This is a genomic window from Streptomyces griseorubiginosus (assembly GCF_036345115.1).
GTDB classification, from domain to species: domain Bacteria; phylum Actinomycetota; class Actinomycetes; order Streptomycetales; family Streptomycetaceae; genus Streptomyces; species Streptomyces griseorubiginosus_C.
In genome coordinates this window covers 1,067,354-1,082,438 of sequence record NZ_CP107766.1, presented here as the reverse complement: position 1 = coordinate 1,082,438, position 15,085 = coordinate 1,067,354, and the positions used below count along the sequence as shown (strand labels likewise).

The window sequence follows — 15,085 nt, the reverse complement described above, 5'->3', positions numbered from 1 at the left end:
GGACCCCCGTGTGACTCTCCGTGTACCTCCGCTCTGCTTGCGTAACCCACGGGAGTGAGGCAGACCATGGTGACGCACCGCTCGGGACGGACGGGGGCGCGTGTCCCTGCTCCGCCCCCGTCCGTCACCCGAACGCCGTAACGCAACCCCACCAGCCCGCCGCCCCCGACCGAACCCCGCACCCCCGCGGCCCCGCCGCAGAGAACCTGAGGACCCGCCCCGCCCCCCCGGTCGAAGAATCCGACAAATCCTGGCAAGGTGGGCCCATGGTTGATCGGGGAGCGAGCGCCCTGTCACTCCCGGACGACTGGCCCGCCCACCCGGATCCGATCCTGGCGCTCAACCGCATGGGCAGCTTCGACTGGGACCTCGACAGCGGCCTGTTCCACATGGACGCCCAGGCCCACGAGGTCTTCGACCTGCGCCCCGACGAATACGACGACAACCCGATGAGCCTCGCCGTCCGGGTCCCGAATGCCGAGGCGCACCGGCTCGACGCCCTGGTCGCCCAGGCCATCAAGGACGGCAGCGAGAACTACGGCACCTACTTCCGGCTCCGCTGCCGCGACGGCAGCCTGCGCTGGACCCACACCCAGGGCTACATCCGCCGCGACCAGACCGGCCGCCCGCGCCGGATCATCGGCATCGTGCGCGACGCCACCGAGGAGATGGGGGAGCTGGAGGCCCGCAGGGAGCAGGCCGCCCAGGACGAGGCCCGGCGCCGGCAGACCAACGTCGTCCAGCTCACCACCGCCGCCCTCGCGCACGCCCGGACCGTCCAGGACGTCATCGACGTCCTCAAGGACACCCACGGCCTCACCCACCTCGGCGCCACCAGCCTGGTCATGGGCCTGGTCGAGGCGGGCCGGATCCGGCTGATCGCCGAGGGCCCCGCGGGCAGCTTCGTGCCCGGCACCGACATCACCCGGATCGACGAGCCGTACCCGATGAGCGAGGCCGTGCGCACGCTCAGCCCGCGGTTCATCGAGTCGCCGGAGGAGTTCGCGGACCGCTACCCGATCCTGTGGCCGCACATCACCGGCCTCAACATCACCTCCGCCGCCTACCTCCCCCTCATCGCCGAGGCCCGCCCGATCGGCGCCATGGGCCTGCTCTACAGCGACCGCTACGGCTTCACCCCCGAGGACCGCAACGTCCTCATCGCCCTCGGCAGCAGCATCGCCCAGAGCCTGATGCGGGCCATGCTCTACGAACAGGAGAAGGACCTCGCCACCGGCCTCCAGCAGGCCATGCTGCCGCGCACCATCCCCAGCGTCCCCGGCACCGACGTCGCCGTCCGCTACCGGGCCGCGTCCGCCGAGGGCTCCCTGGGCCGGGACATCGGCGGTGACTGGTACGACCTGATCCCGCTGCCCGGCGGCCGGGTCGGCGCCGTCATCGGGGACGTCCAGGGCCACGACACGCACGCTGCGGCCGTCATGGGCCAGTTGCGGATCGTGCTGCGGGCCTACGCCGCCGAGGGCCACACCCCGGCCACCGTGATGGCCCGCGCCTCCGTCTTCCTGCACGAACTCGACACCGACCGCTTCGCGACCTGCCTGTACGCCGAGGCCGACCTGGCCACCGGGGTCGTGCAGGTGGTCCGCGCGGGCCACATCGACCCGCTGGTCCGGCGGGCCGACGGCAGCTGCCGCCGGGTGACCGTGGACGGGGGGCTGCCGCTCGGGCTGTCCGCCGAGTTCGGGCAGCTCGAATACCCCGTCGCCACCCTCGAACTCGACCCGGGGGACACCCTGCTGCTGTGCACCGACGGGCTGGTCGAAACGCCGGGCGCCGACCTCGACGACGGCATGCAGACCCTCACCGGCCTCATCTCCGCGGGCCCGGCCGACGTGTGGGAGCTCGCCGACAAGCTCATCGACGTGGCCGAGGACCGCGGCGGCGACGACGACGTGGCGCTGCTCCTGCTGCGCCGTCGCGCCCTGGACGCCCCGCAGTCCGGCGGCCGCCTCCAGCAGCACGTGGCGTCCGGGGACCCCGAGGCCCTCACGCAGGCCCGGCACATGATCCGGGCCGCGGTGGCCGCCTGGGGCGGACGGGAGCGCTCCGACGAGATCGAACTCGTCGCCGACGAACTGATCACCAACGCCCTGATGCACACCGAGGGCTCCGCGATCGTCACCCTGCGGGTCCTGACCGGCTCCGACCGGCGGATGCGCGTCGAGGTCGAGGACTCCTCCAGCGCCCTGCCCCGGCGCCGCGAGGCGGGCGAGTCGGGCGTCTCCGGCCGCGGGCTGCTCCTGGTCGACCTGCTCAGCGACGTCTGGGGCGTGGAGGCACGCGGCGGCGGCAAGTGCGTGTGGTGCGAGTTCGTCGTACGGGAGCGGACCTGACCCCAGCCGTCACCGGTGGCACTCTGGACGTATGCCGGAACTCCCCGAGGTCGAAGCGCTCAAGGACTTCCTCACCGAGAACCTCGTCGGCCACGAGATCGTGCGCGTGCTGCCGGTGGCCATCAGCGTCCTGAAGACGTACGACCCCCCGCTCACCGCCGTCGAGGGCCGCGAGGTGGTCGCCGTGCACCGCCACGGCAAGTTCCTGGACCTGGAGACGGAGGGCGGCCCGCACTTCGTCACCCATCTGGCCCGGGCGGGCTGGCTGCACTGGAAGGACCAGCTCCCGAGCGGCATGCCCCGTCCCGGGAAGGGCCCCCTCGCCCTGCGCGCGGCCCTGGAGACCGGGGCGGGCTTCGACCTGACGGAGGCGGGCACCCAGAAGCGGCTCGCGGTGTACGTCGTGGCCGACCCGCAGGAGGTGCCCGGCATCGCCCGACTCGGCCCCGATCCCCTCGCCGACGACTTCGACGAGGCCCGCCTCGCGGCACTGCTCAAGGGTGAACGGCGGCAGATCAAGGGCGCCCTGCGAGACCAGGGCCTGATCGCGGGCGTCGGCAACGCGTACAGCGACGAGATCCTGCACGCGGCGAGGATGTCCCCCTTCAAGCCCACCTCGACCCTCACACCCGAGGAGACCGGCAGGCTCTACGAGGCGCTGCGCGGCACCCTCACCGAAGCGGTCGAGCGGTCCCGGGGTGTCGCCGCGGGCCGGCTGAAAGCGGAGAAGAAGTCGGGCCTGCGGGTCCACGGCCGCACCGGCGAGCCCTGTCCCGTGTGCGGCGACACCGTCCGCGAGGTCTCCTTCAGCGACTCCTCGCTCCAGTACTGCCCCACCTGCCAGACCGGCGGCAAGCCGCTCGCGGACCGCAGGCTGTCCCGGCTGCTGAAGTGACCTGAACTCACTCCGGCAGGCGTCAGCTGGGATCGAGGGTCACCAGATGGTCGCCGTTGGAGGTGCGGACCTCGTAGCGGTCGATCTGGTCGGCGTGGAAGGTGGAGCTGCCCATCATGGTGTCGTCCGCGGTGGCGTGCCCGGTGGCGTTCCAGCCGGTGACCGTCTCCTCCTTGCCGTCGCGGCTGATCGCGACGAGGTGGCAGGAGCGGGGGCCGGACTCGTCCTTGACCTTGAGCTCCACCGCGGTGCCCCAGTCCTCGTCCTCGGTGACGACCTGGGCCCACACCCCGGACTTGGCGTCGGTGGCCTCGACGCTGCTGGTCCGCGCGGTGTCGCCGCCGGCGGTGAGGGCGAGCGTGGGACCGCCGACCGCCAGGACCACCGAGGCGGCCACGGCGTACAGCAGCCGCCTGCGGCGCGCCCGGTGCCGGGCGGCGACCTCGCCGAGGAGGCGGTTGAGCAGCTGGGGGCCCGGCTGCGCCATCGGGTGCACGACCCGGGGCGTCGCCCGGCGGTACAGCATCATCTGGCGGGTCACAGGACCGAACTCGGTCACGTGTGCCGCGCACTTGGGGCACTCCATGAGGTGGTCCTCGAAGCGGAAGGCCTCCGCCTCGTCCAGCACGCCGAGCGCGTACGCGCCGACGTCGCGATGCCTCTCCAAGGACCTCATGCGGAAACCTCGTGCCGTTGAGTGTGGGTGGGGTTACTCCTTGCTCCCACCGGTACGCACCAGCCCGCCGAATCACTCAAGGCATAGACAGAATCGTGACCAAGGGATTCGGAGCGCTCGGCACCGCGGATTGGTCCGAATCGAAAAGAATCTAGAAAAGGTGGATGGCGAGGTGGCCGAGCGGCAGGCCCAGCTGCCACGCCGGCGTCCACACCTTCGGACCCTCGTCCTCGCCGATGCCCGCCCCGCCGCCCGGCACGGCGTTCAGGTCGGGGGCGAGCAGCTCCGTCTCCTCCAGCCAGCGCCAGGCCGCCGCCGCGAGTTCGAGGTCCGGGACCGGCTCACCGGAGGCCACCGCCTTCGCGGTCAGCGTGGCCATCCGCTCGCAGACCCAGTCCTGCCACGGCTGGTCGTACGCCGTCAGCGACAGCCAGTTCTCCAACTGGGAGACCACCTGGATGCCGGAGAGCTCGCCCTCGGTGTCGGCGAGGTAGACGGTCAGCGCCAGCGCGTCCCGCCCGGCCCGGAACTCGAAGGACGTCGGCGGCATCAGATCGCCGGAACGCAGCAGCTCGTCGGCGATGTACTCGGCGTACAACCAGGCCATGGGAACGATGAGTTCGCCGCCGCCGGTGCCGTCCGTGCCCTGTTGACCTCTGTGCAGCATCCCTTCCTGCCTTCCTCCGGTGCGTGCGCGTCGCCCGTCGCCGGGCCCCCGAGAGGACCCCATCCGGAACACGGATGAAGACAGCCGATTACTCAACCGGGGTCCTCAGCAAGGCGCTTTACGGAGGTTTGACTTTTCCATTGGTTTCACCGCAGGTCGGCCGCGTATCCCGGAAGCACCCGGCGCAGGGCGCGCAGCGCGTAGTACGCGCGGGACTTCACCGTACCGGGCGGGATTCCGAGGATTTCGGCGGCTTCCGCCACACTCGCCCCCTGGAAATACACGAGCACCAGGACTTCACGGTGCTCCGGAGTGAGTGTCTTCACAGCCTCGCGTACATCGAGGGCGGCGGCCGCCCGCTCGGCGTGATCGGCGCACACCCGGGCGTTCTCCAGGACCGCGTCGCCGACCTCGGGCGGACGTGCCTGCCGGGCCCGCCGCGCGTCGATCGCCAGCCGCCGGCCCACGGTCAGCAGCCAGGGTCGTACGGAGTCGAAGTCGTCGGCGCGCAACGCCTCGGGATGCTGCCAGGCGCGCACGAGGGTCTCCTGCACGAGGTCCTCGGCGCGTTGCCGGTCGCCGTCACTGAGCCGGAGCAGGAGCGCGAAGAGGGGCCGGCCGTGCTCCCGCTGCAGTGCGGCGAGCTCGTGCTCGGCGGTCGTCCCGTTCGTGAGGGTGGTTCCGGCCGTCATGGCCGTATGGCACCTCAGCGCGGGGCCGGGGGACAGGTCACGCACAAGGATCTGCGGCGGACGGTCGATCGCGTCGACGAACGGTTCGGTGAACGGTTGCTTCCGCGTCGCGTCCGTGTCCCCTTCCGCTCCGGACGGGTCAACAAGGCCGTCAGGCCGTTTGCCGACACCGACAAGTTCATACCCATTCGTCAGTAAATATGACCTGAATGGGGTGAGCTGATGATTGCACGCAGACGGCAGGTTGCCCTGGCCCTCACGGCCCTCCTGGCCGGAGGAGCGGCCTGCCAGGCGCACGACCACGACACGTCCGGCCACCCGGCCCCGGCCGCCGCGCCGCGCGGCTTCACGCTCGTCGCCTCCGGCGACGTCCTGCCGCACAGCTCGATCATCGACCGGGCCCGTTTCGACGCGGGAGGGAGCGGCTACGACTTCCGTCCCATGCTGTCCGGCGTCCGGTCCGTCGTCTCCCGCGCCGATCTGGCGCTGTGTCACATGGAGACCGTCTACGGCGCGAACGGCGACTACACCGGCTACCCGACCTTCAAGTCCCCGCCCGAAGTGGCCGAGGCGCTTGCCGCCACCGGCTACGACGGCTGCTCCACCGCCTCCAACCACAGCCTCGACGACGGCGCCGACGGCATCCGCCGCACCCTCGACGCCCTCGACCGCGCGGGTGTACGGCACGCCGGATCGGCCCGCGACGAGGCGGAGGCGCGCACGGTCACCGTCCTGCGCGCGGGCCCCGCGAAGGTCGCCCACCTCGCCTACACCTACGACACCAACGGCTTCCCGCTGCCCCAGGGACAGCCCTGGGCGGTCAACCTGATGGACGAGGGCAGGATCCTCGCGGACGCCCGGGCGGCCCGGAAGGCGGGCGCCGACGTGGTCGTCGTGTCGCTGCACTGGGGCACCGAATGGCAGGACGCGCCCGACGAGCAGCAGAAGGCCCTGGCCCGCGACCTCACCGCGGCCCGCACCGGCCACCGCCCCGACGTCGACCTGATCCTCGGCACCCACGCCCATGTCCCGCAGGCGTACGAGAAGGTCAACGGCACCTGGGTGGTCTACGGCATGGGCGACCAGATCGCCGGCGAGATGTTCAACCACGAGGGCGCCCAGGACCCGCGCGGCAACCAGTCCACCCTCGGGCGCTTCACCTTCGCCCCGCCCGCCCGGCCGGGTGAACGCTGGCGGGTCACCAAGGCGGAGTTCGTGCCGCAGATGTTCGACGTGGACGCCGGCCGGGTGGTGAACCTCAACCAGGCGATCGCGCAGGGCGCCGACGTCGAGGGCGTCCGCGACCGGATCCGTGAGGTGGTGCTCAGCCGGGGCGCGGCCAAGGACGGGCTCACCATGGGCCAGTAGGTCAGTCCATGTCCACGTGGTCGAAGGTCCGCAGCATCTCCTTCAGCACGCGTACGCAAGCCCGGAGTTCGGCGTCGGTCAGCTCGCCGCCGCCGACCTGCCGGTTCAGGGCGTGCTCGCGCGCCAGGATCGCGGTGATGACGGCCGTGCCCTCGTCCGTGATCCGGATCAGCGAGGACCGCTGGTGTGCGGGGTTGGGCGTGGCCTGCGTCCAGCCCCGCTCGATCGCGTCATTGGTCATGCGCTGCACGAACTGCCGGGTCAGCGCCATGAGCCGGGCCATCTGAGGAACCGTCATGGGCCCGTACCTGTGCAGCAGGACGAGGACCGAGCGCACGCCGACGGGCACCCCGCCGACCGCCTCGTCCTGCTCCAGCTTGCGCAGGCCGCGCCGGTAGAGCGCGCCGACCAGGTCGAACACCTCGCTGACCCGGTGGCCGAGATCCTCGGGCGGCAGTGGCTCGTCGATGTCGTTCACCCGTTCATCATGCACCGCTCATCATGACAACCAGGTTGTCAAAACTCCTCGCACATGACACCTTGGTTGTCATGACAGTCGCTTCGGAACTGAGCTTCTTCGCATCCGCCGACGGGGACATCGCCCACCTCGACACCGGCACCGGGGACCCCGTGGTCCTGCTGCACTCCGGCTATGTCGACCACCGGCTCTTCGAGGCGCAGATACCTGCCCTCGCCGCCGAGCACCGCGTCATCGCCGTGGACGTCCGCGGGCACGGCTGGACCGCCAACGCCACCAAGCCCTTCCGCTGGGCCGACGACCTCGCCGACCTGCTGCGCCACCTCGACGCGGGCCCGGCGGTCCTGGTCGGTGTCTGTATGGGGGGAGCCATCGCCGGTGACACGGCGATCGAGTATCCGGAACTGGTCCGGGGCCTCATCCTGAGCGGGGCCTCCGTCAGTGACTTCGAGTACACCCACGAGGTGTCCCGGCAGGTCGTGGCCGAATCCCAGCGAACCCTTTACTCGGGCGACATCGAGGGTTGGCTGAAGGTGTTCCTCGGCATCGCCGGTGGCCCGTTCCGCTCACCCGACCAGGTCGACCCGCGCATCCTGGACCACCTGCGCGAGATGGCCCTGCACACCGTCGCCAAGCACACGCCCGGCGAACGGAACTGGCACGTGCCCATGACCGACACCTGGGCCCGCGTCCCGAAGATCGACGTCCCGGTCCTCACCGTCAACGGCACGCTCGACTCACCTGACCTGCTCGCCGACGCCGAACGCTTCGCGAACACCGTGCGGAACGGCCGCTCGGTACTGGTGGAGGGCACCTCGCACTACCCGAACCTGGAGAAACCCGAGGAGTTCAACGCGATCCTGCTGGACTTCCTGCGCTCCCTCTGACGCCCCGCCGACGCCGATCGCGGGGACGACCCCCAGACCCCCAGACCCCGGCGCCCGCACCGATGACGCCGCCTACGCCGATTGCGGTCAGCCACCACATCCCGAGCGACCGTTCCGGGCCGGTGCACGCGTCCGGTTCCGTCTCCTCGACGCGCTCGATCGGTTTGCGGGGGAGAAGCCCCAGGACCGTCCGGAACCGGGCCGTGCGCCTCGCCTCTTCACCTCCGGCAAACTGCTGACGGCAGATGTGTGGCGAAGGCATGGGAACCGAGGGGACTGAACGGCTGTTCAGCCGGATGGGGCCGGAGTAGTTTGCCGCTCAATCACAGCGCAGGGGTCTCGGAGCATCCGACATGACCAGTGAGCCACAGAGCCCTCTTCGGACCTTCCGGCTGCCGGCCGCAGTGCTCGGCACGGACTCCGACCGCGCCCTGGGGCGGGCCCTGATCACCGCCTGGCAGACCGACGGCATCTTCCAGATCAGCGCCGACCCCGCTCAACAGGCGGTCACGGAACGGGCCTTGGCGGCCTCCCGGGCCTTCTGCCGCCGACCGCTGAAGGAGAAGGCCGCCCATGTCTCCGACCTCAGCTACAGCGGCTACGTGGCCTCCGGCGAGGAGGAGACGGCGGGGGAGCGGGACGGCTCCGAGATCTTCACGGTGTGCCCCGACATCCCCGCCGACGACCCCCGCGTCGTCGACCAGTGGCCCTGCCACGGCCCGGCACCCTGGCCCTCACCCGGCTACGCCCGCGCCATGAAGGACTACATGACGGCCGTCGGCGAGTTGGGCCACCGCCTGCTCCGGCTCACGGCCCTCGGCCTCGGCCTGGACGACCCCGACCACTTCACCCGGCTCACCGCGGACGGCTGGCACCACATGCGCGTCCTGCGCTTCCCGCCCGCCGACGCCGGCTCCGAACGCGGTATCGGCGCCCACACCGACTACGGCCTGCTCGTCATCGCCGCCCAGGACGACGTCGGCGGCCTCTACGTCCGGCCGCCCGTCCCGGGTGAGGAACGCGGCCGCAACTGGCTGCCCGGCGAGTCCATGGCGGGCCGTCACGAACACGAGGAGCCGTGGACCTACGTCACCCCGGTCCCGGCCGTGTTCACCGTCTTCCCGGGCGACATCATGCAGTTCATGACCGGCGGCGCCCTCCTGTCGACCCCGCACAAGGTCCGCCTGGCCGACCGCGAGCGCTACACCCTCGCCTACTTCCACGAACCGGCCTTCAACGCGGTGGCCCGCCCGCTCGACCCCGTGGACCCGAGCGAGTACATCCACTACGGCACGCACTTCACCCGGATGTTCATGCGCTGCTATCCGGAGCGCGTGACCACCGCCCGCATCGAGGCGGAGGGCCGGCTGAAGGTGCTGGACCGACTGCGCGAGGAAGCCCTGACCTGACCCACGCCGACGCCCTGCCCGGCACAGGGGAACCCGGCTACGGCACCACCGTCACCGGCCACCGCCCCGCCTTGACCAGACGCACCGCGACCGAACCGACGATCCGGTGGCCGGCCTGCTCCGAGGCGCCGACCACGACCGCGTCGGCCTTGAGTTCGTCCGCGGCCTTCGTCAGCCCGCTGTAGGGGTCGCCACGGAAGGTGTGGAACTCCCAGCGCACATCGAATATCCCCTTGTTCTGCTCGGTCGCGAGCCGGATCTGGGCGACCAGGTCCTCGGCGATCTCGTCCGTGGTCTCGGCCACCGGAGCGCCGAGCGCGGCGCCCGACGCGAGCACCGGCTGGACGTAGACCACGGCGAGCAGCGCGTGCTGCCGCCGGGCGAGGCCCCCGGCGTACGCGGCGGCACGGAGCGAGGAGTCGGAGCCGTCGACACCGACGACGATCACCTTGGGTCCGTCCGTGCCCCGCTCGAACTGATGCGAATGCTGTTCCGTCACGGCTGCGAGGCTATCGGAACGCGCAGGTCCGGACGGCATACGGGACCTGTCGATCCGGCTGCGCACATGGTGCGGAAACGGGGCACCCGTAGGGCGGGCGGCACCGGAGCCGGCCGCCGCCCTCGGCCCCCGGCCTCGACGGAGGGGACGGGGCCGGGGCCGATACACCGTCCGCGGCCCCGCCCTGATGTGCCGTCATGCGCGCCGGAAGCGTCTCCGCTGGGCCGGGTGGGTGTATTCGTGCCGCCGCACCGGTGTTGCTGAGGTGCGTCAAAGCTCCGCCGGGCGACTGATGAGTCATGACGAAGGATCAGTTGCTCTCACGGCTGTCGTCCAGGACGGCGGCGGTGCTCACCCGGCGCCGGGTCCTGCTGGCCGGGGCCGCCGCGGCCGGAGCCGCCGGCACGGCCGGTGTGTTCGCGGCGGTCACCGGCGAGAAGCCGGTCCGGCCGGCCCTTCCCGCCGCCGGCCCGCCGGCCGCGGCCCGTCCGCTCCAGCCCTCGGCCTACCGCCTCCGGCCCCTGACCGGATACGGCCCGCCGCAGGCCGCCCCCCACCGGACACTCGTACGCCACGAGCCGTTGCTCAAGGTGTCCGGACGCGGCCGGACCATGGTCCTGACCTTCGACGACGGACCCGACCCCCGCTACACCCCGCACATCCTGGACACCCTGGCCGAGTACGACGTCCGCGCCATGTTCTTCGTGTGCGGGGAGATGGCGGTCGACAACCAGGACCTGCTGGCCCGGATGGCCGACGAGGGACACGTCGTCGGCAACCACACCTGGTCGCACCCGCTGCTGACCCGGCTCACCCGCTCCCGGATCCGCTCCGAGATGGAACGCACCTGCGACGTCATCGAGAAGGGCTACGGGGAACGCCCCGAGTGGTTCCGCGCCCCCTACGGCGCCTGGAACCGCGCCGCCTTCCAGCTCGGCGCCGACCTCGGCATGGACCCCCTCGCGTGGACGGTCGACACCCTCGACTGGACCACCCCGGGCACCCGCACCATCGTCGGCCGGGTGGAGAGAGGCGCCGCCCCCGGCGTCGTGGTGCTCTCGCACGACGCCGGGGGCGACCGCTCCCAGAGTGTCCGGGCGCTGCGCGACTACCTCCCGCAACTGCTCGACTCCGGCTACCACATCACCGTGCCGCGACGGCAGTACGCATAAACCGTGCCGCGACGGCAGTACGCATGACGGGAACGGGCCCGCCGGGCCGGGGAACGCTCAGCGGACCTCGGCCAGGCGGGCGAAAGCGACGACGTTCCCGGCATAACCGTGCTGCTTCGAGAAACCGCCCCCGCAGGTGATGACCCGCAATTCCGGGGTGCCCTTGGAACCGTAGACGCGGTCGCCGGGGAAATTGTTCTTCTCGAAGACCTCGATGCCGTAGATCTCGAAGATGGCCGTCTTTCCGTCCTTGCGTCTGATCTCGACGCGATTTCCCTTCTTCAGGGCCCCGAGTCCGTAGAACACGGCGGGGCCCTGCTTGTTGTCGACATGTCCTACGACGACGGCGGTGCCCTTCTCGCCCGGGGAGACCGCGCCGGTGAACCAGCCCGCCAGGTTCGGGTCCTCCGGCGGTGGCGCGGCGACCCAGCCGTCCGGGTCCAGGCCGACCGGCAGCACCGGCGCGTCGACCCGGATCGCGGGGATCAGGACCCGGTCGGGCGCGGCGAACGGCAGTGCGGCGGGGGAGTTGCCGAACGTGGTGCCGTGCACCCGGCTGTCCGCGGCGGCCGCCGACGCGGGCTGCGGCGGGCCGACGTCGAACTCCCCCGAACCGTTCCGGATGAGCGCGAGGCCGGTCAGCAGAACAAGCGCTATCACGCCCCAGGGAGCGCGCTTCTTCCGCTGCTCCTCCACCTCGGCCAGATCGGCCAGCTCGGACGCAGACATTGACTTCCCCTCTCGACGCGGCCGTCGCCACGTCATTCGCGCATACGAGAACGCTAAGTGCCGCGCGCGCAACCGGCGACGGGGCGAAGGCGAACGGGTGGTCCCCGAATGCGGGCGGTCCCCCATCCGAGTTGCCGTGAACAGGAATTTTCTGACGGTCCGTGACCTGCGGAGATATCCGATTGTGTGCTTTTCCTTCGGCGTGTTGGCTCACCAGGACGGACCATTGCCGAAATGCGGTCCCGCGCACGGCATCTGAGGGTCTGTCTGGGAGGCGCTTTCTCGCCGATCAACCGGGGACCGTTCCCGGGGCGTCTCCCGCGGAGGATCACATGCGTACTACTCGTGCCCTGGCGGCCGCCGGCGCCGCGGTCGCGGTTCTCGGGCTCGCCACCCCGGTCGCCGTCGCCAAGGACGGCATGAACCTGTCCCCGAGCAACGTCGTCGCGCTGCCCAGCGTCATCGCCCGGGGCGGTCAGCTGACCATCACCGTCAACAACTGCACCGGCACCGCCACCGCCAGCTCGGACGCCTTCCCGACGGTCCGGCTGCGCACGGGCGCCGGCAACGTGGCGACGGGACGGGCGACCGTCAACCGCAACGCCCGGACGGGGTCGCACAGCATCAGCGTCGTGTGCGGCAACGGCACCGTCATCAACCCCACGGCCTTCACCGTCATCGGCGGTGTCCGCGGTGGTCTCGGCGGCAGCAGCTCCACCGGCGCCACTCCGACCGACATGGCCATCGGCGGCGGGCTCGTGGCCCTGGCGGTCGTCGGCGGCGGGGTGTTCTGGATGCGCAGGCGGTCGGAGCGGCACATCTGATCCCCACCCCCTTCGGAGATCAGTGACCTCGCCCGACGCCGTCCTGCGCCCCCGCTCGCTCCGAGTGAGGGGCGCAGGACTGCGCGGTCCCCGGAGCCGTCAGGCGCCGTCCTCGCCGCCGCGGCGGCGGGAGAGGTGGTACGCCGTGCCGACCGAGCCCAGGATGAGCGCGGCGCCCAGGCCGATCTCCTTGAGGTCGAAGCCGGCGAAGCTGCCGCCCTCACCGGCCTGCACGCCCCGGCCCGGGTGGAGCGGCAGCGGTGTGGGGGCGACCGGACGGCTGCCGGCGATGGTCAGACTCGTGGACCCGCTGACGCCGTCGCACGTGAAGGTCACCCGGTAGACCGCTCCGGGTCTGGCGTCCCAGTCGACGACGGCGATGGCCTGGCTCTTGTGCGAGGGGATGGTGATGGTGTCGAAGACCGCCGAGGTGACCGTCGCCGACCCCTTGCAGCCGCCGTGGTCCCGCTCCAGCAGCAGCGCCACCTCCCCGCCCGCGGCGATGGTCGAGGGCAGGACGCTGAACCCGAAGGGCGTGATGTTGTCGCTCTTCGCCACGGCGGCGGGTGCGGAGAGGGCGAGGGCGGTCATGCCCAGCAGTGCGGCCGAAGCGACGCGTATCGCGCGCATGGTGGTTCCTCCGGTCCCCGAGGAGCAGCTGCGGACCTTTTCCGCCTACGTCAGAAATGCACCTCGATGACCGAAACGCTAGGAACACGTGTACGTCCGCGCGATCTCTGTCGCTCCGAACGGGTCACAGCGATGGGCCGGTCAGGGGACGCCGACGGCGTGTCGCGCGCCGAGCGCCCCCGGACCGGCCCGCGGTGAGCGGCCGTCAGCCCTTGATGTCCGGGAAGAGCGTGAGGAACGGCTCCGCCGAGGCCGTGATGCCACGGCTGTAGGGGGCGTCGAAGTCCCAGATCAGGAAGAGCAGGAAGGCGATCAGCGCGGAGAACAGCCCGGCGAGGATCAGCTCGCGTGCCGTACGCCTGATCTGGAGCGCGAACACCATCCCGATGGTGATGACGGCTCCGCCGAGCAGGCCGAACCAGACCACCCCGGGCATGGTGGGCTCGACCGAGTCCGCGCGGGCGTTGCGGGCCTGGTCCACGGCGGCCACCTGGTCGACGAGCGGCTGGTAGGCCTGGGCCTGGAAGTCGGTCGTCGGCTGGTAGGAGGTGACGTCCGTGCGGATCCGGTCGAGGAGTTCGGTGCCGCGCTCGGTCGTCCGGCCGTGGTCGGCCATCTCCTTCCACTCGGTGGTGACGACGTGTCCGACATAGGCGTTGACATCGGAGCGAATGCGGTCACGGACGTCGGCCGGATAGACCTGGACCCGCTCCGAGATCTCGTGCAGGGCCTGGGCCTCCGCCTGGACGTGGTCCTGTGCGGAACTGCGGGCCTCCCACACGCCCGCGATGGCCAGACCCAGCACGATGGCGTAGACCACCCCGATCCACATCGTCATGTACTCGATGACGTCCGGGGTCTCGCTGGGATCCTCGTCCACGGGCGCCGCCTTGTGGCGGATGAGCGTGATGACGACCACCACGGCGCACGCGGCCAGCATCGCGAGGATGAGAACAAGCCATTCCGGCAAGGGATGCCTCCAGGATCGGCACTAGCGGGGCCGCAGGGCGGCCACGGCGACCACCGCGGGCGCGGTGATGAGAAGGACGTAGATCACGGGCGAGGTCGTGCTGTGCGTGGTCCGGTCGGGTGCCTTCGCGTGGTGGTAGGCCGGGTAGGTCACCGGGCTCGCGGAGGGACCCGGGGCCGGCTTGGGCGGCGTCCGTGTCGGGGTCGGGGTGGGAGTCGGTGGCGGGGTGGGCGCGGGGGGCGGGATCGGCCGCGGTGCGGCCGGCCGGGGGGCCGGTGCGGGAGGTGCGGGCGCGGGAGCCGGCGGCTCGGGGGCCGGGGGCGGCGCGGGGGTCGGCTTCGGCGGCTTCCGGGTCGGAGGCGGCTTGGGCGTCGGGTCGGGGGAGGGCGTCGGAGTACAAGGGGGCTCGGGGGGTGTCGGGGTCGGCGTGGGGGAGGGGGGCGGCGTCGGGGTGGGCGGAGGCTTCGGCTTCGGGCACGGCGGGAGCGTGGGCCAGTCGGGGCTCCCGGCGACCGCCACGACCTCGGCGCCGTCGGGGCCGACGGAGGCGTAGGCGCAGGCATCCGCCTCGGCCACCCCGGCCGTCGGGCCGACGAGCGCCCACGTCAATGCCAGGAGGGCCAACACCCGTATGGCGGAGGCGGATTGGGGTGATTCGGGTCGATGCACGACGGAGATCATGAGGCCTGTCGGGCCGCCTCACGCGCGGGCGCGAAGAGATTGCTCCGAAGGAGCGAAAAAGGCCACCCGATGTTTGAATCCCGGGCGCTCGCGCGTCCGATCAGGGGTACATCTGTGCGGTCCGAGGCGGGTGTGGTCACAGCTCCCGGAAAGA

At 71.4% G+C, this 15,085-nt stretch carries 16 protein-coding genes and 1 pseudogene; 7 read left to right on the top strand and 10 right to left on the bottom strand.

Features of this window, described 5'->3' with window-relative positions:
- Positions 1–266 precede the first annotated feature (266 nt).
- Both OHN19_RS05070 and OHN19_RS05065 read left to right on the top strand, forming a co-directional pair.
- Positions 267–2,354 carry a SpoIIE family protein phosphatase gene (locus OHN19_RS05070; RefSeq protein WP_330262964.1) on the top strand — a complete coding sequence of 696 codons (2,088 nt, stop codon included), beginning with the start codon at positions 267–269 and terminating at the stop codon, positions 2,352–2,354.
- A 31-nt stretch (positions 2,355–2,385) separates the two neighbouring features.
- Complete coding sequence (locus OHN19_RS05065) at positions 2,386–3,249, top strand: Fpg/Nei family DNA glycosylase (RefSeq protein WP_330262963.1); 864 nt, start codon at positions 2,386–2,388, stop codon at positions 3,247–3,249.
- Positions 3,250–3,271: 22 nt separating this feature from the next.
- Here OHN19_RS05065 and OHN19_RS05060 read toward each other — a convergent pair whose 3' ends face one another.
- From OHN19_RS05060 to OHN19_RS05050, 3 genes are all read right to left on the bottom strand, one after another.
- Complete coding sequence (locus OHN19_RS05060) at positions 3,272–3,925, bottom strand: zf-HC2 domain-containing protein (RefSeq protein ID WP_330262962.1); 654 nt, start codon at positions 3,923–3,925, stop codon at positions 3,272–3,274.
- Between the two features lie 151 nt (positions 3,926–4,076).
- Positions 4,077–4,592, bottom strand: coding sequence for a hypothetical protein (locus tag OHN19_RS05055; protein ID WP_330262961.1), 516 nt, complete (start codon positions 4,590–4,592; stop codon positions 4,077–4,079).
- Between the two features lie 146 nt (positions 4,593–4,738).
- On the bottom strand, positions 4,739–5,284 hold the full coding sequence (locus tag OHN19_RS05050; protein WP_123764656.1) for a sigma-70 family RNA polymerase sigma factor: 546 nt from the start codon (positions 5,282–5,284) through the stop codon (positions 4,739–4,741).
- A gap of 222 nt (positions 5,285–5,506) precedes the next feature.
- Between OHN19_RS05050 and OHN19_RS05045 the strand changes: the two genes are divergently transcribed.
- Positions 5,507–6,652 (top strand): CapA family protein, encoded by a 1,146-nt coding sequence (locus OHN19_RS05045; RefSeq protein WP_330262960.1) that lies wholly within the window; start codon positions 5,507–5,509, stop codon positions 6,650–6,652.
- 1 nt (position 6,653) lies between these two features.
- Here the strand turns inward: OHN19_RS05045 and OHN19_RS05040 are convergent, their stop codons facing one another.
- Positions 6,654–7,130, bottom strand: a complete 477-nt coding sequence (locus OHN19_RS05040) for a MarR family transcriptional regulator (protein WP_330262959.1) — start codon at positions 7,128–7,130, stop codon at positions 6,654–6,656.
- A gap of 71 nt (positions 7,131–7,201) precedes the next feature.
- On the opposite strand from OHN19_RS05040, the gene OHN19_RS05035 reads away from it, so the two are divergent.
- Complete coding sequence (locus tag OHN19_RS05035; RefSeq protein WP_330262958.1) at positions 7,202–8,017, top strand: alpha/beta hydrolase; 816 nt, start codon at positions 7,202–7,204, stop codon at positions 8,015–8,017.
- Positions 8,018–8,069: 52 nt separating this feature from the next.
- Here the strand turns inward: OHN19_RS05035 and OHN19_RS05030 are convergent.
- Positions 8,070–8,279 (bottom strand): annotated as a pseudogene (locus OHN19_RS05030) (amino acid permease); the annotation flags it as partial.
- Between the two features lie 91 nt (positions 8,280–8,370).
- Between OHN19_RS05030 and OHN19_RS05025 the strand changes: the two are divergent.
- Complete coding sequence (locus OHN19_RS05025; RefSeq protein ID WP_330262957.1) at positions 8,371–9,426, top strand: isopenicillin N synthase family dioxygenase; 1,056 nt, start codon at positions 8,371–8,373, stop codon at positions 9,424–9,426.
- A gap of 37 nt (positions 9,427–9,463) precedes the next feature.
- On the opposite strand, the gene OHN19_RS05020 is transcribed toward OHN19_RS05025, so the two are convergent.
- Positions 9,464–9,925 (bottom strand): universal stress protein, encoded by a 462-nt coding sequence (locus OHN19_RS05020; protein WP_330262956.1) that lies wholly within the window; start codon positions 9,923–9,925, stop codon positions 9,464–9,466.
- A 299-nt stretch (positions 9,926–10,224) separates the two neighbouring features.
- Here OHN19_RS05020 and OHN19_RS05015 point away from each other — a divergent pair, with 299 nt between their 5' ends.
- Entirely contained in the window at positions 10,225–11,097 is an 873-nt protein-coding gene (locus OHN19_RS05015; RefSeq protein ID WP_330262955.1) for a polysaccharide deacetylase family protein, read from the top strand.
- A gap of 57 nt (positions 11,098–11,154) precedes the next feature.
- Here OHN19_RS05015 and OHN19_RS05010 read toward each other — a convergent pair whose 3' ends face one another.
- Positions 11,155–11,826 (bottom strand): class F sortase, encoded by a 672-nt coding sequence (locus OHN19_RS05010; RefSeq protein ID WP_330262954.1) that lies wholly within the window; start codon positions 11,824–11,826, stop codon positions 11,155–11,157.
- 332 nt (positions 11,827–12,158) lie between these two features.
- Between OHN19_RS05010 and OHN19_RS05005 the strand changes: the two genes are divergently transcribed.
- Positions 12,159–12,650 (top strand): hypothetical protein, encoded by a 492-nt coding sequence (locus OHN19_RS05005; protein WP_330262953.1) that lies wholly within the window; start codon positions 12,159–12,161, stop codon positions 12,648–12,650.
- Between the two features lie 99 nt (positions 12,651–12,749).
- Here OHN19_RS05005 and OHN19_RS05000 read toward each other — a convergent pair whose 3' ends face one another.
- From OHN19_RS05000 to OHN19_RS04990, 3 genes are all read right to left on the bottom strand, one after another.
- Positions 12,750–13,280, bottom strand: coding sequence for a hypothetical protein (locus OHN19_RS05000; protein WP_330262952.1), 531 nt, complete (start codon positions 13,278–13,280; stop codon positions 12,750–12,752).
- Between the two features lie 205 nt (positions 13,281–13,485).
- Complete coding sequence (locus tag OHN19_RS04995) at positions 13,486–14,220, bottom strand: hypothetical protein (protein WP_330269531.1); 735 nt, start codon at positions 14,218–14,220, stop codon at positions 13,486–13,488.
- Positions 14,221–14,271: 51 nt separating this feature from the next.
- Complete coding sequence (locus OHN19_RS04990) at positions 14,272–14,403, bottom strand: hypothetical protein (protein ID WP_020135198.1); 132 nt, start codon at positions 14,401–14,403, stop codon at positions 14,272–14,274.
- Between the last annotated feature and the right edge of the window lie 682 nt (positions 14,404–15,085).